This is a genomic window from Chitinophaga sp. 22620 (assembly GCF_052044405.1).
Classification (GTDB): Bacteria; Bacteroidota; Bacteroidia; order Chitinophagales; family Chitinophagaceae; genus Chitinophaga.
The window spans coordinates 690,089-713,694 of record NZ_JBQEMV010000003.1 but is presented as its reverse complement, the minus strand read 5'-3'; the positions used below and the strand labels follow the sequence as shown (position 1 = coordinate 713,694).

16 protein-coding genes are annotated in these 23,606 nt (G+C 54.9%); 7 read left to right on the top strand and 9 right to left on the bottom strand.

The genetic code is table 11. The features are described 5' to 3' along the window. The first annotated feature begins 65 nt into the window (after nt 1-65). On the top strand, nt 66-2,315 hold the full coding sequence (locus tag ACTJIK_RS18340; RefSeq protein ID WP_440648749.1) for a DUF7133 domain-containing protein: 2,250 nt from the start codon (nt 66-68) through the stop codon (nt 2,313-2,315). A 17-nt stretch (nt 2,316-2,332) separates the two neighbouring features. Here the strand turns inward: ACTJIK_RS18340 and ACTJIK_RS18335 are convergent, their stop codons facing one another. From ACTJIK_RS18335 to dnaE, 6 genes are all read right to left on the bottom strand, one after another. Further along, complete coding sequence (locus ACTJIK_RS18335; RefSeq protein WP_440648747.1) at nt 2,333-2,863, bottom strand: DUF192 domain-containing protein; 531 nt, start codon at nt 2,861-2,863, stop codon at nt 2,333-2,335. A gap of 89 nt (nt 2,864-2,952) precedes the next feature. Then, entirely contained in the window at nt 2,953-4,134 is a 1,182-nt protein-coding gene (mqnE, locus tag ACTJIK_RS18330; protein ID WP_440648745.1) for an aminofutalosine synthase MqnE, read from the bottom strand. Next, nucleotides 4,131-6,257, bottom strand: coding sequence for a M43 family zinc metalloprotease (locus ACTJIK_RS18325; RefSeq protein ID WP_440648743.1), 2,127 nt, complete (start codon nt 6,255-6,257; stop codon nt 4,131-4,133). Before ACTJIK_RS18325 ends, mqnE begins: the two co-directional genes overlap by 4 nt. A 168-nt stretch (nt 6,258-6,425) precedes the next feature. After that, complete coding sequence (locus tag ACTJIK_RS18320; protein WP_440648741.1) at nt 6,426-8,060, bottom strand: NupC/NupG family nucleoside CNT transporter; 1,635 nt, start codon at nt 8,058-8,060, stop codon at nt 6,426-6,428. Nucleotides 8,061-8,300: 240 nt separating this feature from the next. Next, nucleotides 8,301-8,618, bottom strand: coding sequence for a thioredoxin (trxA, locus tag ACTJIK_RS18315; protein WP_120514865.1), 318 nt, complete (start codon nt 8,616-8,618; stop codon nt 8,301-8,303). A gap of 138 nt (nt 8,619-8,756) precedes the next feature. Beyond that, complete coding sequence (gene dnaE / locus ACTJIK_RS18310; RefSeq protein ID WP_440648738.1) at nt 8,757-12,389, bottom strand: DNA polymerase III subunit alpha; 3,633 nt, start codon at nt 12,387-12,389, stop codon at nt 8,757-8,759. A gap of 93 nt (nt 12,390-12,482) precedes the next feature. Here dnaE and ACTJIK_RS18305 point away from each other — a divergent pair, with 93 nt between their 5' ends. Genes ACTJIK_RS18305 through ACTJIK_RS18295 form a run of 3 tightly spaced genes read left to right on the top strand, consistent with a single transcriptional unit; the run spans nt 12,483 to nt 14,707 of the window. After that, nucleotides 12,483-13,151: a C40 family peptidase gene (locus tag ACTJIK_RS18305; RefSeq protein WP_440648736.1), complete on the top strand. Its 669-nt coding sequence runs from the start codon at nt 12,483-12,485 to the stop codon at nt 13,149-13,151. 33 nt (nt 13,152-13,184) lie between these two features. Then, nucleotides 13,185-13,919 (top strand): class I SAM-dependent methyltransferase, encoded by a 735-nt coding sequence (locus ACTJIK_RS18300; protein WP_440648734.1) that lies wholly within the window; start codon nt 13,185-13,187, stop codon nt 13,917-13,919. Further along, nucleotides 13,916-14,707, top strand: a complete 792-nt coding sequence (locus ACTJIK_RS18295) for a family 6 glucosyltransferase (RefSeq protein WP_440648732.1) — start codon at nt 13,916-13,918, stop codon at nt 14,705-14,707. The genes ACTJIK_RS18300 and ACTJIK_RS18295 overlap by 4 nt, the downstream gene beginning before the upstream one ends. Here ACTJIK_RS18295 and ACTJIK_RS18290 read toward each other — a convergent pair whose 3' ends face one another. Continuing rightward, nucleotides 14,708-16,207: a lipopolysaccharide biosynthesis protein gene (locus ACTJIK_RS18290; protein ID WP_440648730.1), complete on the bottom strand. Its 1,500-nt coding sequence runs from the start codon at nt 16,205-16,207 to the stop codon at nt 14,708-14,710. Between the two features lie 48 nt (nt 16,208-16,255). On the opposite strand from ACTJIK_RS18290, the gene ACTJIK_RS18285 reads away from it, so the two are divergent. The 3 genes from ACTJIK_RS18285 to ACTJIK_RS18275 are packed head-to-tail and all read left to right on the top strand — an operon-like array spanning nt 16,256 to nt 19,077. After that, nucleotides 16,256-17,092: an alpha-1,2-fucosyltransferase gene (locus ACTJIK_RS18285; protein WP_440648728.1), complete on the top strand. Its 837-nt coding sequence runs from the start codon at nt 16,256-16,258 to the stop codon at nt 17,090-17,092. Nucleotides 17,093-17,101: 9 nt separating this feature from the next. Further along, nucleotides 17,102-17,914: a glycosyltransferase family 2 protein gene (locus ACTJIK_RS18280; protein WP_440648726.1), complete on the top strand. Its 813-nt coding sequence runs from the start codon at nt 17,102-17,104 to the stop codon at nt 17,912-17,914. Further along, entirely contained in the window at nt 17,911-19,077 is a 1,167-nt protein-coding gene (locus tag ACTJIK_RS18275) for a glycosyltransferase family 4 protein (protein WP_440648724.1), read from the top strand. The genes ACTJIK_RS18280 and ACTJIK_RS18275 overlap by 4 nt, the downstream gene beginning before the upstream one ends. Before the next feature lie 242 nt (nt 19,078-19,319). Here ACTJIK_RS18275 and ACTJIK_RS18270 read toward each other — a convergent pair whose 3' ends face one another. Together ACTJIK_RS18270 and ACTJIK_RS18265 are read right to left on the bottom strand one after the other, a co-directional pair. After that, nucleotides 19,320-20,450: a hypothetical protein gene (locus ACTJIK_RS18270; RefSeq protein ID WP_440648722.1), complete on the bottom strand. Its 1,131-nt coding sequence runs from the start codon at nt 20,448-20,450 to the stop codon at nt 19,320-19,322. Nucleotides 20,451-20,467: 17 nt separating this feature from the next. Then, nucleotides 20,468-23,563: a TonB-dependent receptor domain-containing protein gene (locus ACTJIK_RS18265; protein ID WP_440648720.1), complete on the bottom strand. Its 3,096-nt coding sequence runs from the start codon at nt 23,561-23,563 to the stop codon at nt 20,468-20,470. Nucleotides 23,564-23,606: the final 43 nt, after the last annotated feature.

The following is a 23,606-nucleotide window of genomic DNA, read 5'->3' as shown; positions in this document are numbered from 1 at the left end:
ATTTCAATCGATTTCACGATATGGCAGATGCTATCACTAAGGGCGGAATTTGGATGGTTTTTTTGTTGGCGGGAATTACTGCAACCTCCTGTAACAATGCGGAGAAAAATTCAAAGGCGGATTCCATCGCCATGCGGCGCCAGTTTGCCGAATCGCCGGTGCTTTCACCCGCGCAGTCCCTGGAAAAATTACAGGTGGAAGACGGCTTTACCGTACAGCTGGTAGCCGCAGAACCGCAGGTGGTGGTACCCGTGGCTATGACCTTCGATGAGCGCGGCCGGATGTATGTCGCGGAAATGACCGGCTATATGCCGGATACCGTGGGCACCGGCGAAGAGGCCATGAACGGGAAGATCGTGATACTGGAAGATACGAACGGGGACGGCGCGGCGGATACCCGCACCGTGTTCCTGGACTCGCTGATACTGCCCCGCGCGCTCTGCATCGTGGGCAACGGCCTGCTGGTGGCCGAGCCGCCCAGGCTCTGGTACGTGGAAATAAACGGCGGCAGAGCCGGGAAGAAAACCCTGGTAGACTCCGCCTACACAGAAGGTGGCAACGTGGAGCACCAGCCCAACGGCCTGTACCGCGCCATGGACAACTGGATCTACAACGCCAAAGCATCCAAACGCTACCGCAGGGAAGGCAGCCGCTGGCTGAAGGAAGACACGCACTTCCGCGGGCAATGGGGCATTTCGCAGGACAGCTACGGCCGCCTCTATTACAACAACAACTCCGAGAACCTGCTGGGCGACTATTTCTCACCCGGTCTTGGCTCCACCAATAAGAACCAGCGCCGCCTGGCCGGCTTCAATGAAAATATCGTTCCGGACAACCGCACCTATCCCATCCGCGCCACGCCGGGCGTGAACAGGGGGTATATGAAAGGCGTGCTGGACGACAGCCTGCGCCTGGTGAACTTCACCGCCGCCTGCGGCCCGCTCGTATACCGTGGTGGTTTATTTGGCGGAGGATATGAAGAGAACGCGTTCGTGGCCGAACCTTCCGCCAACCTGGTGAAAAGGAACATCCTCAAAGACAGCTCATTTTTTGTGATCGGCCGCCAGGCCTATGCCGGCAGGGAATTCCTGGCCAGCACCGACGAACGGTTCCGCCCCGTGAACCTCCACGCAGGGCCCGATGGCGCGCTGTATGTGCTGGACATGTACCGTGGCATCATCCAGCATAAAACCTACCTCACGCCTTACCTGAAAAACGAGATCGGCATACGCAGCCTTACGCAGCCGCTGAACTGCGGCCGCATTTACCGCATCATCCCGGAAGGGTCGAAGCCGGTGAACGAAGTGCTGAACAACAACCCGGCAGACCTTGTGAAAGCGCTGGGCTCAAAGAATGGCTGGATCAGGGATAAAGCGCAGCAAATGCTGGTGGACGGCCAGCTGAAAACCGCGGTGCCGCTGTTGAAAAAGCTGCTGGAAGATTCCGTAAGGTCGCTGGCGGACCTGCATGCGATTTGGGCGCTGGAAGGCCTGCATGCGCTGACGCTGGACGATATCCTTCGCGTATACCAGAAAGGCGGCAACATCTCCGCGAATAACAACGCACTCGCAGCCATACCCTCCGTATTGAATAAAAGCAATGTTAAATTCATCACGGAATTCCTGGCTGAAACCGGCAGCCACGCTGAATATGCGCCGGTAACGGCGTACCTGCTGCCCGCGCTGCAAAAGCTGGATGCCGCGGCGGCAAAAGACCTTCTCAGGATGCTTTATCACAACTTCCCGAACAATCCCTATGTAGCCGATGCTGTGATCAGCAATATGCAGGACAGGGAAGCGCAGCTGCTGGCGGATATTACGGGCTGGAACCCGGATACAGGCCTCATCGTGCGCCGCAGGCTGGAGAAAGTGATGAAGGATATCAAGAACAACCGCCAGGCAAATACAGACGGCGCCCTGGCGAAAGAATACCCGCGCGGCGCCCTCATCTTCAAAACAGTTTGCCAAACCTGCCACGGTACAGACGGCGACGGCATTCAATCGCTCGCCCCGCCGCTGAACCATTCCGAAATAGTGACCGGCAAAAAACAACGCCTCATTGCGATCGTGCTCTACGGCCTCACCGGCCCCGTGGAAGTGAACGGCAAATTATACAAAGCACCGGAGATCAATGCGGACATGCCGGGTATTGCCAACAACGATGAATTCTCCGATGCGGACATTGCCCAGCTGCTCAGCTTCGTGCGCAACGCATGGAGCAACAAGGCGGAAAAGGTGACGGAGAAAGAAGTGCAGGCGGTAAGGCAGCAATACAAAGGCCGGCAGAAATCCTTCACGATGGAAGAGCTGAAGTAAAGTGGTTTGGCGTAGCGTTATTGTTTAGTGAAAGCGATCTTGTCGCCATACGCAACTTTATACTTGTCGGCAAATCCTGCGTTGGTTTCCACCACGTACTGCGCTTTCTTGAAAGACGGAAGGCTTTCTTCAGACAGGGGAGTGGCGTACTTCTGGATGCTCACGATCTCGAAATTCTCATTTACGTACATGATATCCAGCGAAATGTAGGTGTTCTTCATCCAGAAAGACTGCTCTTCGGGAGCGGAAAAAATGAACAGCATGCCCTGCGTGTCCTGCATAGACTTGCGGTCCATCAGGCCCTTGGCTCTTTCTTCATCTGTTTCGGCTATTTCAATATCGATCGTTCTGATCGTATCGCCTTTTGCTTTGCTGATGAAAGACAGCTGGCCTTCTTTCTTAAATACCGGCCCGTCCGCCGCAGGTGCGGCAGAGGGGGGAGTGGTGGCGGACGACGTGTCTGCGCTGCTTTCCTGCTTTGATTGGTTTTGGCAGGAAGCGGCCAGTACAAAGCCGGAAAGCGCCATTATCCACATAAAATTCTTCATGATAACTCAATTTGAGGCTTGAAGGTAATAAAAAACGAAAAGAGGAAAAGCCGGGCCTTTCCTCTTTTTTGCAATATTTAACGGCTATTTTAATTCAGTAATTCTTCTTCGCTGAATTCCACGCTGGAATAATCTTTCACTTCGTTGTACACGGTGTCTCTTTCCACGGGCGTTCTGCCGGCCTGTTTAATGAGCATGGCCAGCTGCGCGGTGTTCATGGAAGGGGATTGTTCTTCGGAACCCGCCATGGAGTAGATCTTCGTCGTATCGTCGATCGTACCGTCCAGGTCGTTTACGCCGAAGGAAAGGGTGAGCTGCGCGCTGTTCCTTCCCAGCATGGGCCAGTAGGCTTTCAGGTGCCGGAAATTGTCCATATACAGCCGCGCGATGGCATACATCCTGAGATCTTCCACGATGGTGGACTCAGGCACATGCGCCATATCGTTGTCTTTATTCCTGAATTTCAACGGGATGAAAGTGTTGAAGCCCTGCGTTTCATCCTGCAGCTGGCGGAGGCGCTCCATATGGTCCACCCGGTGCCAGAACTGCTCGATGTGGCCGTAGAGCATGGTGGCGTTGGTAACCATGCCCATCTGGTGTGCTGCGCGGTGAATGCTCAGCCATCCGTCCGCATCCACCTTATCGTGGCAGATCTGGTTGCGGATATCGGGATGGAAGATCTCGGCGCCGCCCCCGGGAAGGGATTGCAGGCCGGCCTCTTTCATCATGCGCATACCTTCTTCCACGCTCACTTTCGCTTTGCGGAACATGTAATCCAGCTCCACGGGCGTAAAGCCTTTGATGTGCAGGTCAGGACGGTGGGCCTTGATGCGGCGCATCAGTTCCATGAAAAAGTCGAGGTTCATTTTGGGATGCACGCCGCCAACGATGTGCACTTCGGTAACGGGCTGGTTGTCGTATTTCTTCACGATGTCCAGCATCTCGTCTATGCTGAGTTCCCAGCCGTCCTCCCGGTTTTTGTAAAGCCTGGAGTAAGAGCAGAATTTGCAGGTGAACACGCAAACGTTGGTGGGCTCTATATGGAAATTGCGGTTGAAGTAAGTTTTGTTGCCGTGTAATCTTTCACGTACATGGTTGGCAAGCGCCCCGAGATACCCGATGTCCCCTCTCTCAAACAGCGTCACGCCGTCTTCCTGCGTAAGCCTTTCCTGGTTCAGCACTTTGTCGGCTATTCTTTTGAGATCCTTATCCAGGGCGGGTGCAGACAAGATGGTCAGTAATCCGGGCTTTGGTGCTATGGTCGTCGTCATTTTGCTTTCACTATTTTATATGTCCTCACCTGTTGGCTGTAAAATAACGTTACAAAGTAAACACCATTTGAGGCATTTACCAAATCAATTGTAGTGCGGTTGCCGCTGCGGATCACGGGCTCCTGGCGGTACACCTGCCTGCCCGCCGCATCGTACACGGCAATGGCTTTCAGGTCATCCGGCCAGCTGCGGAACTCGATATAGAACTGCCTGTTGAAGGAGTTCGGCCACAGGAGGATGCCGCGGCTTACGAGGTCGGGGTTGGCGTCTTTTTTAAAGATGTTCACCTGGTCGATATACACGTTGTTCTCGTAATTCGTCGTGTTGCGGAACACGACGCGGAAGGGTTGTTTTTTCACGAAAGGGGTGAGGTCTACCGTATCCCTCCGCCATTCGCCGGCGGTGGGCACAAATTCGAGATCGGTTGGCGTTCTGCGGGTGATGAGCGTGCCACCCCATTTTTTGTACCCGGTGGGAATGAACGTTTGCCCGCAATCGAGCGTTACCATCACTTCCAGGGTATCCCAGGCGTTGCCGGTGGTATTTAGCGCGGTGGCTACTGCCGCGGCCACATCGAAGCTTACGAACACGGAATCCGCCAGGGAAGCGTCTACTACTGGGCCCAACAGGTCGTCCACCTGGTTATTGGTAGCATAGCCCAGGTTGCGCACGAAGGCGCTGCGGCTGCCGCCCTGGCTGCCGGTGGAGGCTCTTTCCCAGGTAAAGCTCCGGTCGGGGTTACGGATGCTGAAGGCTTCCGGCGGGAATGCCGCGCCTTCGAAGGTTTCGGCAAACGGCATGGCGGCCGGGCTGCGGTAGAAGAAATTCACGGAAGCGGTATCGTTCTCCGGCTGCTCGTCCGCGCCGCCATTGGGGTTCAGCGTCCAGGCTTTGAGGGTGAAGGCGCCCTGGCCGGACTGGAATACGGGCAGCACTACGGCTGTTTGCTGCAGGGAAGCCAGGTTGCCCGTCCAGCTGTAATCCACCGGCGCCCCGCTGTTGATGGTGTAGCGGATGGTTACTGCCGTAAGCGGGTCGAAGCCGCGGTTCTTCAGTATCACAAGGGGCGTTTGGGCCGCTTCGCAGCGGTAGCCCGCCGGTTGCGATACCTCGGCTATCCCCGCGTCGCGGTTGCGGATATTGACGGGCGTGCAGCCGTCGGAAGTAAGCAGCGAAGCGCGCTGTGCGTCCAGCGCATTGCGCATGCGGTCTGTTTGCCCGGTGGTGAACAATATCATGCAGGCGTCGTTCACATAATCCATGTAGTTCATGTACATGTAACCGGGCGCTGCGGGGGAGCACATGTCTGTAGCCACGCCGGAAGGGCAGCCGTAGGTGGCGTCTCCCTGCGGCGGGGTGTCCGTCACGCCGTCGTCGGACGAGCAGTTGCCGTTATCGTCGCCCCAGATGTGCCGGAGCCCTAAAAAGTGGCCTATTTCGTGGGTAAGGGTGCGGCCCAGGTTGAAGGGCGCGCGGGCGGAGCCTTCGTTGCCAAATGCCCGGTAGTTCACCACCACGCCGTCTTCCTCGGCCGGGAATACATTGCCGGGAGGGGTAGCCACGCCCAGGTAGTTATCGTCCAGCACGCAAACCCAGATGTTGAGGTAGCGGGTATTGTCCCAGCCGTTGGCGCCGCCGCTGCCGGCGTATTTCACTTCGGGGGCGGCCCCGTTGATGGAAAAGCTGCTGCGCTGCGTTACGGTGCGGGTAATGCCGCTGGTGGGGTCTCCGCCGGGCGTGCGGGCGGCAAGGCAGAACTGGAGCTCCGAGTTGCCGATAATGCCCTGCCATACGGCGGGAACGTTCGCCACGTCCGCGTTCCGGGCAATATAGTCCTGGTTAAGGGAGGCTATCTGGTTAAGTATCTGTTGGTCGGTTACGATGGAAGGGTCCGGCAGCACAATATGCACTACCACGGGAATGGTCACGCGGGGATTGACCCTTTGCAGGTCGCGCGGGGGCCTGGTTTTCCGGAGAGTGGCCTCCACAGCCTGCATTTTGGCCAGGAGTTTAGGCTGGGCTTTCAGTTTTTGCGCCAGGGCTGTTTCCGTTCCGCATTTCCGTTGAGCCGACGCGCCTGCGAAGGAAAGCATGAACAGGGCGAGCAGGGTAAAATTACGCAAGTGATATCCGTTATAGGTGATAGTGATATGATCAAAGCCTGTCTGTCACGGTTCGCCCTGTAAATGTACTCACAGCGGCTGAGATTAATGTGGATTAATCGTTAAATCGCCTGAAATTACCGGGCAACCGGCGCTATCGGCCAGCGGGCGGTAAACGGGGGAATTTCCTCAGCTCAGCGCCCCCGCAATGCACCCGCACATCAGGCAGGCGATCGTGCCGCCAATGAGCGCTTTCACCCCCAGCTCCGTCAGGTTGCGGCGCTGGTTAGGCGCAAGCTGGCTGATACCCCCGATCTGAATGCCGATGGAGGCGAAGTTGGCAAAGCCGCAAAGGGCATAGGTCACTATCAGCAGCGATTTAGGGTCGTGGATCATATTGCCGTCCTTCATCACTGCCAGCGACTGGTAAGCAATGAACTCGTTCAGCACGGTCTTCTGCCCCAGCAGCTGCCCCACGGCCAGCATATCCTGCTGCGCCACGCCGATCATCCAGGCAACGGGGCTGAACAGGTATCCGAGTAACATTTCCAGGCTCAGTTCCTTGTATTGCCCGCCGCTCATGGCCGCTATCTGCGGGTTGAGGGCGGTCTGGTCGCCCACCCAGCCCAGCATGCCGTTCACCACGTACATGAGGGCGGTGAATACGATCAGCATGGCGCCCACGTTCACGGCCAGTTTCAGGCCGTCGGTGGTGCCGATGGACAGCGCGTCCAGGAAGTTGTCGCCGAGCTTTTCTTTGGGTACGTACAGGTCTTTTTGAATAAGGTGCGTCTGCGTTTCGGGGAACAGCAGCTTGGCGCAGACAATGGCGGCCGGGGCGCTCATGATGCTCTGGCTGAGCATGTGCAGCGCGAAATATTCCTGCTGGCTCACATCGGCGCCGCCCAGCATGCCCACATAAGCCGCCAGCACGCTGCCCGCGGTATTGGCGAAGCCGCCCACCATGATACAAAGTATCTCCGAACGCGTCATTTTTTCAAGATAAGGCCTGATCATCAGCGGGGCCTCCGTTTGCCCGAGGAAGATATTGGCCGCCGTGGAAAGGCTTTCCGCACCGGAAATGCTGAGCTTGTTGAGCAGGTAAGCGAAAACGTATACGATCTTTTGCAGCACGCCGAGGTAATACAGGATGGAGCTTAAAGCGGCGAAGAAAATGATATTGGGCAGCACCTGCACCGCGAAAATATACCCCCAGGCCCCGCGGTAGTCCGCCAGCCCCTGGAACATGAATTCGGTGCCTTTGTGGCTGATATTGATAAGGTTCACGAAGGAGCTGGAAACGGCGGATAAAGTGCTTTTGAATACCTCGGGAGAGCACCAGCGCATGTAAACCGACACGGTCAGTACGATACAACCCGCCAGGATGGTCCATTTCAGCAGCTCCAGGTTCCTTTTCTGCAACACTTTTATCATCGCCACAATGGGCACCAGCCCTGCAAAGAACGCCACCGCCGGCAGCGGGAACTGCGTGCTGCGGATAATGCCGATATAAAAGCCGGCCAGGGCCGCAATGGCCAGCAGCCAGCTGAGCATATCTTTGGGAAGGGCAAAGCCCTCTTTTTGTTTGCGCCTGAAACGGTTGAAGGAATAGAGGAGGATCATGATCCCGAAAAGGACCCAGAAAACCGGCTGCCCGCCCACCTGCGTGTTCAGCACGCCCATGGCGAACATGATCTGTGCGCAGATCCCGATGCCCACCAGCTTCCAGTTGATGGCGCGGCGGTTATTGCTCAGGAGGTAACAAACCATGACAAGAAAGAACATACCCAGCAGGCCGCGGGCAACATTTTCCCATTGTAGCATTCTCAGAGATTGATTTATCAGGCAAAATAAGGGAATATGTTCATATGAAGCGGCCCGGGCTTAAAAAAGTCGGCCGGGAAACCGTCATTGCCTGGGAAAAGTCCGTCATTGCTTCGACGCCCCTCCCGCTTAGCCCTGCTGCGCCTCGCAATGACGAAGTGCTCTGGCAATGACAGGCCAAATACATAAAAAAACGCAGCTCATAAGAGCTGCGTTTTTCAATTTTATGCGTTTCCAGTACTAGAGGTTAGCCTGGATCTTCTTTTCCAGAACAGATTTGGGAACTGCGCCCACTTGTTTATCCACCACTTTACCGTCCTTGATGAACAGGATAGCGGGGATGCTGGTGATGCCGTAGTTCATGGAGATCTGCGGGTTGTTGTCCACATTCACCTTACCAACGTTCACTTTACCATCGTAATCTTTAGACAGTTCTTCGATCACGGGACCGATCGCGCGGCAGGGACCGCACCATTCTGCCCAAAAGTCTACCACAGTCAGCTTGTCCGAATTGAGAACGGTGGTCTGAAAGTTCGCATCTGTGAATTCTAAAGCCATTTTTATAGATTTAAAAGTTTATAATTTTTATTTAAATGATTGGTTTCCAGGTTGTTTCCGGTTTTTGTTTTCCTTCAAACCGGTATGCAATATATACAAAAACTAAACCGGTGTAAAACTACTGCTTTTTTGGCATCGCTACTTATTGAAAGTGTCGATATAGACATCGATATCCGGCTGTGAGCTTAAGAACTGTGCCAGTTCGTCATTCATTTCCACATGTTTGGTAAAGGTGTGCAGTTTTACCATCAGTTCTTCGTCGCGGTCTATCAGCTGGCAGTAGATCTCAGCCTTGCCGGGGTGCTTTTGGATGTTGTCCGCCAGGAAGTCGATCACCTCCGGGGTGACGAACTGCGGCATGGTGATGAGCCCTATCTTGCGGGTCTGCGTCCGTTTCACCTCCTGCAAAAGCTGCATGCTGTTTATTTTGAATTCGTATTCGTTGTCGTTGAACCTTCTCGGCTTAAAGCCGCCGTTCACATACAGGCAAAGCCCGGTTTTGAAGTGCGTGGCAAACTTCAGGAAGTCTTCGCTCCAGAGCGCGAACTCGAATTTCCCGGTATAATCTTCCAGCGTCATGATGCCGAACTGTTTGTTGTTCCGCGAAATGCGCTCCACGGCGCCGCTTACGTACACGGCCATCCTGAAGTCCTTGGCTTTGCCTTTATTGTTGTCCGAAGCGCCGCTGATCTGGTTCTGGTATTCGGTCACTTCCGCCAGCGTGTTCATGTGGTAGTGCTTCATTTCGAACTTGTAATCGTCCAGCGGGTGCCCGGAAATGTAAATGCCGGTCACATCCCGTTCGTTGTTGAGCTTGATGGTGAGCGGCCAGGGATCGCAGGGCGGGATCTTCGGCGGCTGTATCTCATCCATGAACGAATCGCCGAACAGGCCGCCGGTGCTCTGGTTGCCCGCTGTTACCTGCTGCCCGAACTTGATGATCTTTTCCAGCCCGGTGCTGTTTTCCACGGAATGGAAATACTGGGCGCGGTGCAGTTCCGGGAAGCAGTCCAGCGCGCCGCTCATGGCCAGCGCTTCCAGCGATTTTTTATTCACCGCGCGCTGGTTCACGCGTTTGATCATATCGAAGATGCTCGCATAGGCGCCGCCTTTTTCACGCTCTTCGATGATATTCTCGATGGCGGCTTCTCCCACGCCTTTCAGGCCGGCAAGGCCGAAACGCACCTGCCCTCTTTTGTTCACCGCGAAACCTTTGAAAGATTCGTTCACATCAGGCGGCAATACGTCCAGCCCCATGCGTTTACATTCTTCCATAAAGAAAGTGATCTTTTCCAGGTTGCTGGCGTTGTTCAGCACGGCGGCCATATATTCGGCAGGGTAGTGGGCCTTGAGGTAAGCGGTCTGGTAAGCCACGAAAGCATAGCAGGTGGAGTGGGATTTGTTGAAGGCGTAGGATGCGAAGGCTTCCCAATCCGTCCACACTTTATCGCACATTTTCAGGTCGTGCCCGTTGGCCTTGCAGCCTTCCATGAACTGCGCCTTCATTTTGTCCAGCACGGCTTTCTGCTTTTTACCCATGGCCTTGCGGAGGATGTCCGCGTCGCCTTTGGAAAAGTTCGCCATTTTCTGGCTGAGCAGCATTACCTGTTCCTGGTATACGTTGATGCCGTAGGTTTCGGCGAGGTATTCCTCCATCACCGGCACGTCGTAGGTAACGGGCTCCAGCCCGTGCTTACGGCGGATGAAGGTGGGAATATACTCCAGCGGCCCGGGGCGGTAAAGGGCGTTCATGGCGATCAGGTCCGCGAATTTGTCCGGCTTCAGCTCGCGCAGGTACTTCTGCATGCCGGGGCTTTCGAACTGGAACGTGGCGTTGGTTTCGGCTTTCTGGTAAAGTTCAAAGGTCTTGGTGTCGTCCAGCGGGATGTCGTCTATCACGATGTCTACCCCGTGGTTCTTTTTGATCATCTGCAAAGCGCCTTTGATGATGGTGAGGGTCTTGAGACCCAGAAAGTCCATCTTGATAACGCCGGCGCTTTCGATCACGTTGCCTTCGAACTGGGTTACCAGCAGGTCGGAGTCTTTCGCGGTGGTAACGGGTATCAGCTCGGAGAGGTCTGTGGGCGCAATGATGATGCCGGCGGCGTGAATGCCGGTGTTACGCACGGAACCTTCCAGCACACAGGCTTCACGCAGCACTTCGCCCTGCAGGTCGTTGCCTTTGATCAGCTCGCGGAGCCGTCTTACGTTTTCAAGGTCTTCCGCGGCAAGGCCTTCTTTTTCCGCAAGGCTCTTATCGCCGTCCATCGGGGCGTTGAAGATGCGCGACAGCTGGATGCCCGGCTTATCCGGCACCAGCTTGGCCAGCATGTTGGACTCCTGCAGCGGCAGGTCCATCACGCGCGCCACGTCCTTGATGCTCATTTTGGCGGCCATGGTACCGTAGGTGATGATCTGCGCTACCTGCTGCTTGCCGTATTTCTGCACCACGTAGTCGATCACTTTCTGACGGCCTTCGTCATCGAAGTCTGTATCGATATCGGGCATGCTCTTACGTTCCGGGTTCAGGAAACGTTCGAACAGGAGGTCGTATTTAATAGGGTCTATATTGGTGATGCCGATGCAGTAAGCCACGGCGGAACCCGCCGCGGAACCGCGCCCCGGGCCGATGAACACGCCCAGCTCGCGCCCTGCCTTGATGAAGTCGCCCACGATAAGGAAGTAACCGGCAAAACCCATATTCTCGATCACGTTCAGCTCGAAGTTGAGGCGCTCTTCCACCTCGGGCGTGATCTCCGCGTAACGCTGGCGCGCACCTTCAAACGTCAGGTGGCGCAGGTACTGGTCCTGCGTGATGAACTCGGGCGGGATAGGGAAGTTGGGCAGCAGGATGTCGCGCTTCAGGTCCAGCAGCTGCACTTTGTCCACGATCTCGTTGGTATTGTCGATGGCCTGCGGAAGGTCTGCAAACAGCTTGCTCATTTCCTGCGTGTTCTTGAAATAGAACTGATCGTTGTAAAAAGCGAACCGTTTGTTCTTCACCACGGCGTCGTCGTCCGAAAATTCCTTCATGGAAGGCGTGCTTTTCTTCTCGCCGGTGTTGATGCAAAGCAGGATGTCGTGCGCGTTGGCGTCCGCCTGGTCCACATAGTGGCTGTCGTTGGACGCGATGATCTTCACATTGTACTTCTCCGCGAAACGCACGAGGGATTCATTTACTTTTTCCTGTTCGGGAATGCCGTGGCGTTGCATTTCCACGTAGAAGTCCTCGCCGAAGATGTCCAGCCACCATTTGAATTCCTTTTCGCCTTCCGCTTCCCCTTTTTTGAGAATGGTTTTGGGCACGGAAGCGCCGAGGCAGCAGGTGGTGGCAATGAGGCCTTTATGGTATTGAAGGATCAGTTCTTTATCGATACGGGGATATTTGCCGTACAGCCCTTCCATATAGCCGAGGGAACAAAGCTTGATGAGGTTCTTGTAACCCTGGTCGTCTTTCGCGAGCAGCACCTGGTGATAGCGGAGATCTTTTTCTTCACGGGTAAACTGGCGTTTGTGGCGGTTTTCCACGAGATAGAACTCACAACCCACAATAGGCTTCACTTTCAGGCGTTTATCCTTGGGGTCTTCCGGGTTCAGCTTGTTATTATAAGCTTCCGCCACGAACTGGAAGGCGCCGAACATATTACCATGGTCTGTAATAGCAAGGGCCGGCATATTGTCCGCCATGGACTTCTTGTAAAGCTGCTTAATATCTGCGGCCCCGTCGAGCAGGGAAAACTGTGTGTGTACGTGCAGGTGAGAAAACTTCATCGTCGGTTCGGAATTACAGCGTAAAGATCGTAATGTAGCAAGCAGCAAAAATCGGATTTTTTTTATATTGCAGCAATTTTAAAACGGGGGCCAATGCACAGAAGAAAGGGGAAATTATACCTGATACCGGCCGGCGCGCTTTTATTGGGAAGCTGCGCGCTGCTGAAGCCGAAACAAACGGCGAAGCAGAAAGAAACACCGGTAAAGCAGCAGGAGATGGAGTTTATAGATGGAATTGCGATCAAACGCGACGCCCGGGGCGGCGAGCACCAGGCTAAAACGCGCAGCGCCCGCATCGGTAATGCGCCCAATACGGTCAACAGCATTGAAGAAGCGCGCCCCTGGCAGTTTAAATACGCCCAATTGCTCGATCTGCCGGTGGAGAACGTGGTGAATGAAAAACTCTACAATTTTATCGAAGAATGGTGGGGAACGCCGTACCGCATGGGTGGCAACACCAAAAGCGGCATCGACTGCTCCAATTTTGTGAATACCCTCATGGCCGCCGTGTACCAGATCACCCTGGCCGGCAATTCCATCCAGCTATACAACCAGGTGGCCCGCCTTGGCAAACGGGCGGAGCTGAAGCCCGGGGACCTCGTATTTTTTGCGATCAACCGGAAAAAACGCATTTCCCATGTGGGCATTTACCTGGAGAACGAACGTTTCGTGCACGCATCCAGCAGCAACGGCGTCATGATCAGCGACCTGCGGGAGCCTTATTGGGTAAGATATTATGCCGGGGCAGGCAGGATCAACTGATTTTTTATAGCTTCGCAGGATTAAACTATTCTAATGGACCTGGTGAACCAGCAATACTGGGATGCTTCCTACAGTAACTTTCAGTACTTTATAGCGGAAGACAATATCACGAAGTGGCTCGACCAATATGAAGGCCTGCTGCCGAAAGGAGGCCGCATGTTCGAATTCGGCTGCTTTCCCGGCAGGTATATGGCGCACCTGGGCAAAAAAGGCCTGGAAGCGAACGGCATGGACCTAGTGCCGAATATGGACGAAGGTTTCAGCAATTGGCTGCAAAGCCTCGGCATCGCTACCGGCCGGCTGGAAAGGGGCGACGTGCTGGCGTATGCGGCTGATACTGAAGACAGGTATGATGTAGTGTGCTCATTCGGGTTCATTGAACATTTCCGGAATTTTTCCGAGATCATTGCGCTGCATCACCGGATATTGAAGCCCGGCGGCCTGCTGATCATCACCACGCCGAACTTCAGGGGCGGCCTGCAGCAGTTCCTGCGGAGCAATCTGGACAAGGAAAACCTCGGCCGTCATTATATCCCTTCCATGCAGCCTTCGCTGTGGGCGCAGCAGCTCCAGGCGCTCGGTTACAAAGTGCCGTATGCCGGCTGCTTCGGCAAATTCGATTTCTGGCACGACCCCCAGGCGCGCAACATTTTCCAGAAAGCAGGCCTGCAGGTGGCCTATAAACTCATTCCTCTCCTGAAACCCCTGCCTGACGGCACCTTTCATTCACCCTACTGCGGCATCCTGGCGCAAAAACCGTCAGCATGAAAATAGCCTTGCTCTATATCTGTACAGGAAAGTACAAGGTGTTCTGGGACGAATTTTTTACCAGCAGCGAACAATATTTCATTCCCGGCGCGGAAAAGGAATATTTTGTGTTCACAGACGCAACGGACCTGCCTTATAAGGACCATCCCCGCGTGCATGTAATCGCACAGGAGTGGCTGGCATGGCCTTATGCCACGCTCATGCGGTTCCATATTTTTTCCCGCGTGGAAGCGCAGCTGGAAAACTTCGAGTATATCTTTTTCTTCAACGCCAATGCGCAGTTCCTGCGCACCGTTTCAGCGGAGGAATTCCTGCCCGGGCCGGAGCATGGAGGGCTGACCGTGGTGAGCAGCCCCGGTTTCCACGGGCAGCCGGTGAAAAATTTCCCTTACGAGAAAAAGGACAAACGTTCCAAAGCGTATATGCCCCCCGCGCTCAGGAAGATCTATGTGCAGGGCGGCGTGAACGGCGGTACTGCAGCCGCTTACCTGGCATTGATCAGGGAATTGAAAGATAATGTGCAGGCAGACCTGGATAAAGGCATCATTGCCGAGTGGCACGACGAATCGCACCTGAACAGGTACATCGCGGAGCGGCGCCCGAAAGTACTTTCCCCTGCATACATTTTCCCCGAAGAAAGAAAAGACCTTCCTTTCGAACCCGTCATCCTCATCCGCGACAAGAACCGTCTCGGAGGCAATGCCGCTATGCGGCAACATACGGACCTGCATCCCCGCCCGGGGATCGCAAAGCGCATCTTACGGCGCGTGCGCAACTGGTTCAGCTGACTATCTCCGTTTGGTATACTTCCCCACCATGGCCAGGCCTTTGCGCCAGCTTTCCGTCACGTCCTGCGACCAGCGGAAATAAATGATGGGGAAAAGATAAATGGCGCAGAAAATGCCCGTGCGCAGGATGGCGCGCACCCAGGCATTTTCCATGGTAATGAAGAATTGGCAGATGAACCAGCCCAAAGCCGCCAGCAGTACGACATACAGCGTTCTGAGCGTAAAGGGCTGCATGCCGAACCTGAAGTAGAGGAAAGCGTAACGCAGCGAATTATACACCAGCGCCATGATCAGCGCGGCCACGCCGGAGCCGGTTATGCCCAGCCACTTGATGAGCCAGATATTCATCGGCACCGTGCCCACCAGCAGCACCAGCGTTAAATAGAACTGGAAACGCCACATGTTGGACGTGCCGATGATCTGTTCGTTCACACCCGTGCCAAGGTCCAGCACCTTGCTGATGCCGAGGAAGAGGATGACGTAGCGGCCCTGCAGATAAAGTTCGGGGATATGCAGTATTTCAAAAACGGAATCCAGGTTGAGCCATACCATCATGAACAGGAAGGTGGCAAAGATGAGCAGGGTGAGGGAAGAGCGGCGGTACATGCTCTGGATGCTGTTGTAGTCCTTGTCTTTCCAGGCCTTGGCCAGTATGGGAATGGCAATGGCGATCAGGCTGCGTTGCGGGACCGCAATGGCATTGCTCACATAAGTGCTGGCTTCCAGCACGCCCGTTTGCACAAGGCCCTTGGTGCTGCCCACCACCAGCGCATCGATATTCTGCGCCAGCACGCCGAACACGCTGCCGCCGAATATGAGCAGGTTGAAGGAGATCATTTTGTCTGACAGCTTGCGGGTGACCTTGCTGATCCGGAAAGAAAAATGCAGGGAATCTTCCCGCCGCAGGTACAGCACCAGCGCGATGAACAACGCGGCGTAGATGAACGAGAACACCCAGATGAACTGGATATTGGTAAAGAAATGCACGATCAAAAGCAGGATCATCAGCGTGGTGATCACGCGGAGGCCCACTTCTTTCAGGAATATCGGGAAGATGGTCTTGAAATGATTGTAGCTGAAGTTCTCGAACAGCGTGAACAGCATGAGGAAGAACGTGAAAGGGTAAAGCAGGTAAAAATGCTCCACGAATATCTGCGAGTTGGCGGAATATTTCTGCACCACCAGGTCGTGAAAGATAATGGTGCCAACGGTCACCAGCGCAAAGCCGATCAGGCTGGTGGTGAGCACGATGCCGAACAGGTCGCGTTTCGCGAAAGGCAGGTGGTCGCGGTAATAAGGGTAGAATTTATTCAGCAGCGTAGCCGTGCCCATGGAAGCGATGGAATAGAATACCATAGCGGTGCTGGACATCAGGCGGGTGAGGCCGTAGATCTCAGCCGGTACGAACGACATAAAAAGGTAGGTATTGAGCGCCCCGATGGCGAAACCCACGTAGGTAATGATGGCGGACCGTATGCTTTGGCTTCTTATAATTCCCATATAGATACCCGCGAAAATAGATATTTTTGCGCCTAAAACCGGTAATTCTTGATCCTTGTTCAATTAAAGGGAGGGCTGGGCAACCAGATGTTCCAATACGCCGCAGGCCGCACGCTTGCGCTGCAACACGATGTTCCGCTGTTCCTGGATAAGGGTAGTTACGAACCGAAACAGGCCGGCATGTACGGGCTGGATGGGCTTCGTATCGCGGCGTCCGTTGCGGGGGAAGATATGATCCCCCGTCCCGGGTTGCTTCAGAAAGCGTTCAACCGCCTGGCCCCGGCGCCATGGCGGCGCATCTTCCGGGAAAGGGGCATGGACTTCGATCCGCGTTTTTTCAGCCTGCGCCCGCCCGTGTACCTGAAAGGATACTGGCAAAGCTGGAAATACTTCGGGCCGCAGGCCGCGCAGATCAGGCAGGACTTTACCTTCAGCCTGGAATTTTCCCCCGCCATCCGCGCCAAAGCCGCAGAGCTGCCGCAGCAGGAGACCGTGGCCATGCACTTCCGCCGCGGCGACTATACGAACAGCGAAGCAGCCGCTTTTCACGGGGTGCTGGGGCCTGATTATTATGAAAAGGCTGTGCAGCGCTTCAGCGGCGCAAAGTTCATTATATTCACCAACGACCCGGCCTGGGTGCGGCACAACCTGCCCGCCGGCATCGATTACGAAATACTCAGCGGCAGCCTGAGCCATACGCAGTACGAAGACCTGTTCCTGATGAGCCGGTGCAGGCACCAGGTTATTGCCAACAGCAGCTTCAGCTGGTGGGCCGCCTGGCTGAACGGGCACCCGGACCGGCAGGTGGTGGCGCCCGCGCGCTGGTTTGCCCAGCCGGGGCAAACTGCGATTGACCTGGTGCCCCCAAGCTGGCACCGTATTTAAAAAGAGATTATGCAGCCATCGCCACTCATATCAGTTGTGTTGCCCGTGTACAACGGTGCGGATTACCTGCGCCCCACCATCGACGCCATACTGGCGCAAACGCAGGGCGATTTTGAGCTGCTGGCTGTCAACGACGGCTCTTCGGACGATAGCGAAGCGATCATTCAATCGTATGCGGACAGCCGTATCCGTTATTTCCATCATCCTAACAAAGGTTTTGCCTACACCCTCAACCGTGGCATAGCCGAGGCCCGCGGCAAATACATCGCCCGCATCGACGCGGATGATATCTGCATGCCGCGGCGTTTCGAAAAACAGGCCGCCTGGCTCGAAGAAAGGCCGGGAACGGACCTGGTAGGCTGTTTCATTACGTTTATCAGCGAAAAAGGAGAGGAGCAGGGCGAGTGGCCCGAAGACCGCGCCAATTACACCAATGCGCAGATCAGGAAAGCGCTGCCTTATGTGAACTGCATGGCGCACCCCGGCGTAATGGTGCGTACGGAAGTGCTCCGGGGGTTTCCTTACCTGGAATCGCAGAAATACCTGGAAGACTACGATATGTGGCTGCGCCTGGCCGGCGCGGGGCATGTGATGGAGAAAGTGCCGGAAATGCTGCTGCTCTACCGCGTGCACACCGCGTCCATGACAGTGAGCATCATCAAAAAAAAGAACGTCTTCTTCCGGCATTTCCATTGCAAACGGCGATATTTGGCGGGCCGGCTGGCTGCGGGCAGGCTGAATGCGTTCGACGTCCAGGTGTTCCTCGGTATGTGCAAAGATCTTGTAACGGCCGCCGGCAAAAACATTAAACAAAAGCTGTGATATATTCCCTGTTGCGCATAAAACGGATGACCGAAGCGGTGCTGATCGCTCCCTGGGCAATGCTGGGCCGGCTGATCGCGTCGTGGAAGCCGTTGGAAGAGGAGTATGATATTTTTATGTTCTTCCCCTTTTACCATGTAGGCGGGGCGGAAAAAGTGCATAGCGAGATCGCGAAGCTGTTCCCTGGCAAAAAGGTGATGATCTTCTTCACCAAAAAGTCAGTGAACGCAGCCATGCTGCCGGCCTTTGAAGCGCCGGGCAATACTATCCGGGATATTTCAAAATATACGGACAACAAGTTCTTGTACTTCAATAACCTTATCTGGCGCGGCATTGCGGCGGCTTATATTAGCAGGCAGCGGAAGCGGCCTGTTGTATTCAACGGGCAGTGCAATTTCGCTTACAAGCTGAGCCCGCACCTGCCCGGGCATATCCGGCAGCTGGAGCTGATCCATTCCTTTTGCAGCTTTTCCTACATCCGACTGCCTTTTATCCCGTATTACGAAGCCACGGCGATGATCAGCCGTGAAAGCATACAGCGCCACCTGGAATTGTACCGGCAATACGGCGTGCCGGCCGGCTACTCGGAAAGGATCAGGCTGATCATGAACGGCATCCCGCTGCCGCAAAGCACAGAACCGCTGGAAGGCACGGACATGCTGTTGTATGTAGGCCGCGGCACGCCGGAAAAGCGGGTGCACCTGGTAGCGGCCATCGCAAAAGAAGCGGGCGTGAGGGCGGGGTTTATCGGCAACGTGGAAGATGCCATCCCCGCGGCGTTGCACGCGCATTGCCATTTTTACGGCGAATTGTCTGACCCCGCGCGGATCGATGAGATCTACCGCCGCCACCGCGTGATCGTAATCACCTCCATCCGCGAAGGTTTCCCGATGGTGATCATGGAGGGCATGGCCCGGGGGCTGGCTGTGCTGGCCACCGATGCGGGGGATATTCCTTTTCATGTGCGTAACGGGGAGAACGGTTACCTGCTCCCACATGGGGTAGCGGAAGAAGATATCATCGCAGCCGGCGCAGAATTTGTCAGGAGCTGGAAATCCGGAACACTGGCTACAATGCGGCAGAACAATATCGCATATGCAAGCGCGCATTTCGGGATGGAAGTATTTGCGGACGCATACCGTAGTTTGATATTGAAGGATTAAAATTGTTTATAACGATATATAAAAAAGCCCGTCATTGCGGTAAAAGGTCGTCATGGCGCAAAAGGTCGTCATTGCGAGGAGCGGCGGGGGATTTGGGCGGGGCGCGACGAAGCAATCTCCCGCATTGGATTGAAAGCCCCAATATTAGGGGATTGCTTCGTCGCCCCTCCCGCTTAGCCCCGCTGCTCCTGGCCATGACAGGCTTTGCTGGTCAACGACTGACTGGTCAACGTTGGCTTATGTCAGAATTTCCTCTGATAAAAAGCGCATCTCAGCTTATACTCCCGGTCCGGCAGAAATTCCGCCGGTTGATAAGTACCGCCGGCGTCGTAATATTCGTCCAGCGCCATCCCGCACTTGTCCGAAGTAACTTCGATCCCCCCGGCAATGCTTAACTGCGTGGCATTAATGAACCTGCATTGATAGGCTCCTTTAGGAGAGATGCCCAGCAGCGCTCTGTCATTGATTGGCACGTATTCTGAAGAGCTCAGCAAAAATAAGGTCGTTGAAAACATGGATAACGGGTAAATTGTTTCCTGGTGAATAGTGTCCGCATCGTTCCCGAAGTAAACGACGAAAGTTAATAGCGGCGCCTTTATGGGAACTTCGGCCGCAACGGGATAAAGCCGCTCCCCTGAGATCAGGGCAATATTCTCAACCGGGCTGTATTCCGTGGGGTACCACATGGAATAATCAGTGGTGGCGGTTTCGTACGTCAATGTATCATTCAGGTACACTTCAAGAAAATCAAAATAAAAATTGAACCCGGCGTTCCTGATCGTGATATGTTTTGATGTATCCGCCAGCTTATAGATCGTCATGCTGTCGATCACTCCTTCGATGGTATGTTTCACCGCGTTAAACCCTTCAATGCGCATGCTGATGCTGAAGCTGAAACGGTCTTTGTCTGTGCTGAAAGCAGCGTCTTCGAAAACATCTGCAAACACGCCTTTGATGTATTTGATATCCAGCAGTCCGCCTTCTTTTATTTCGTTATTCTCGATGATGTATTTCCCGGTTTTCACCTGCCCGCTGTCGCCAAGCGGGAGTTTGATGCGCAGGTTTTGAAAACCGATTATCTCCGAGTTGTTGTCCAGGCGCATGGCGAGCTCGAATTCGCTGGCGTAGGTGCCGTTGGGCTGTTTGGTTTCACCGAAGACCTTACGGCCGATCATGCTGGTCTTGATGGTGTCGCCGTTGTAGACCAGCTCCACATTCTTGAAGTCCTCAGACAGTGCCGGCGGCTCCACCACAGGCGGTTTGGGCTGCTGCGGCTTCTCCGCTCTTTCTATGAAGTTAAACAGCGCTTCCTGCTTCCGGCAGGCTGAAAAGGCGATGAAGGCGATGAGTAAAAAGGCAATATAGCGTTTCATGTTGTATTGTTGAATGATTACAGCTTCAGGCCGGCGCCGAGTGAAAATACCGCTCCGCTGTAGCTGGATTGAAAAATGTTATCTCCCCCGATAGCACTGTCTATGCCATCCACGACCTTCATAATATCTTTTTCCGTTTGTATGAAGAGACTGCGCGCATTCAACAGGTTCTGGACGCCGCCTTTCAGCTCGAATATTTTACCGAGCTTCTTCGAAAAACCAATATCGAGGCTGTGCCGGGGCATTTCGTAAACATTGGGGCTGTTGAGGTTGCCTACCACCATCAGGCGCTTGCCGATGATGTTGTAGCCGGCGTTGAGCTTCAGCCCGTGGCCGTCGTCTGTATAATGCACTGCCGCATTCACCAGGTAAGGGGACTGGCCGTAAAGTCCGCGGTCCTTGTCCTGTATGCCGGCGCGGGGGCCCAATTCTACCCTGCTGTGAATGTAGGCCACGTTGAGCAATGCGGACGTACGCTGCAATATTTTGCTGATGGCGGTGCCGCCGTTAAAATAACGCGCCATGCCCAGCATCAGCTCCACTTCAGCGCCATAGCTGGTGGCTGATAAGGCGTTGTCCCACTGGAAATTGTTGTAACCGCTGGTGCCCGCGTAATAATAAAACTCAACGGGATTTTTGAAACGTTTGTAGAACAGGCCGGCAGTGACCATTTCACCCGTACCGGGATAATGCTCGAGCCGGAGGTCGTAATTGTCTATGTCTGTCTGGATCTTCATCGCTTCATTCCCGTAGGCCTGGCGGTAGGTCATCATGTCCAGGTAAAAGAAATTGGAAATTTCCCTGAACTCGGGCCGGTTCAGCGTGCGGGAATAAGCGGCGCGTACGAGGCTGTTGCCGCTGAGAGCATAGCTGACGTTCAGCGACGGCAGCTTGCTGGTGTGCTGCCGCATCAGGTCGATGCGCCCCTCGTTCACAATGCCGACGGTCTTCCAGGTATAGGTATGCAGCTCCTGTAAGTTGTCCTCGATGCGCAGCCCGCCGTATACCTTCAGTTTACTGGTGATGGGGATCTCCGCGGCCAGGTAGGCGGCTTTGAGCACGTTCTTCGCAGTATAGCTGTTGTTCTTCCCGTAATTTTCTGTAATGCGCCTGCCGATGGCCGTATCTGTCACATACCCCAGCTGGCGGTATTCGAAAGTGCGTTCTTTGTGCTCGAAAAAAACGCCTGCTTTCAGGGTGTATACGGTGTTGGCGATCCTGACGGGCTGCACCAGGTCCGCCCCGCCGGTTTTGATCTCTTCGGGAAGCTTAAAGTAGCGCCTTCCGCGGTAAATGCTGGAAATGGTGCCTGGCGCGGGCTCTACGAGAGAAGTATCGTTGTAATAGTGAGCGGTGTCTATTTTCAGCGTTCTGTAGCGCTGGTCCGGGTCGTCGTAGCGGCTTTTCGTATAGCCGGCCATCCAGTTCAGCTGCGTACCGCCAAACAATGTATGCGCGCCGGAGAGCTGCCCGGTGTAGATCCCGCGGATGGCGTTGGTCATGATATATTGTCTTACATACTGGCCGGAGTAAAGCCCGGAACCGTCCGAGGCGGCGTCTCCCGTTTCTCCCTTGCGCACAATGGCGTTGGTGCCGCCCATATGCGTATACAATTGTTTCACCATGATCCGGTGGTGCTTGTTGATCTCCAGGGAAAGGTTCAGCATGCCGTTCAGCCGCACATTGTGGTCGTACGACTGGTCGGTGAACTGGTAGTCCCTGGTAAAAATGTCACCCATCGGCCCCGCTGTGCTTTGCGCGACCACGCTGTACTGGCGCGTGTTGGAATAGCTGAGCGCGCCGATGACGCCCAGGAGGGAAGTATGGCCCAGCGGGATGCGGCGGCCGAAGTCCAGGCTGAAACGCTGGTCCGGCGCTGCTTTTTGGCGATGCACATCCCAATGTTCGTTGAACTCGCCTGTAAGCGTGCGCTGTTCCCCTGCGCTCAGCATGTCTATCCGGGTGGGAGCTTTTGCGGGCATGGCATAGGTGCCGTCGTCGTATCCCAGCCAGGCTTTTTTCCCCTGCGGCTGTTCATAAAAGTCCCTGAAGGTGGTATTCGCGTTATAGGAAGCGGCGTAGGAGATATTGAAGCTGTTTCGTACAGGCATCTCCGTAGTATACACTTTGATGACGCCTCCGGCAAAATCGCCGGGAAGCTCGGGCACGGCGGTCTTGTAGATCATCACGCGGTCGATGAGGCCGCTGGGCATGACGTCGAAGCTGAACGCGCGGCTGTCCGGCTCAAAGCTGGGCGCGATCATATTGTTCAGCATCACGGTGTTATACCGCTGCGGCAGTCCCCTGATCACGACCAGCCTGTTTTGTATGATGCTGACGCCGGCGATGCGGCGCACTACTTCGGCCGCGTCCCTGTCCTGGCTGCGGGAGATCTGTTCTTTGGAAATGCCGCTCACCACGGCGTCCGCCTGCCTGATCTCGTCGATCACGGCGGCGCTGGTGCCTGTTTCGCGGTAACGTTTTGCCGAAACGGTCACCGTGCCAAGCTGGCCTTTTGCCCTTTTGAGCGGAACCGTCAGCACAAATGTTTCCCGTTCCCCGACAACAATGCCTGTTATTTTTTTTGCGCCGTAGCCGATGGAAGAAACTTCGGCTTCGTATACGCCCTGCGGCATATCAAGGGAAAACGCGCCGTTCTCGTCGGTCATGATGCCGCTTTTCCCAATACGGAAAGTGGCGCCGGCCACCGGCTGGTTGTTTTCCTCGTCCACGATCCTGCCGGCCACTTTTCCCGGGGCTTTCTGCGGCTCCGGTTTCCGGCCCGCCTTAAGGGCCAGCGTGCCGTTGTGCAGGGCGTACTCCAGGCCCGTAAGGGTTTTTAGTTCCGTTAATACTTTTCCGAGGCTTACGGCCTGCCAGTTTACTTTTTTTATTTTGATGGCTGCAAGCTGGGAACGGTCGTAGGAAAAGACCAGCCTGCTTTGCTTTGAAACGGCTTCCACGACGTCGAACAGTGAAACGTCGGCCATGCTCAGGGTGATGTTTTCCCGCAGGGCATTATCCTGCCCGCGGGCCTGCAATGCCCAGATAAAGAGGAAAGGCAGCAGCCAGGTATTCCTTTTCCAGGTTCGCAGATGTGATTTTGTTTGCATAGTTTTGTACTTACGTTTAATCGTTAAAAAAACTTTGTTTTCA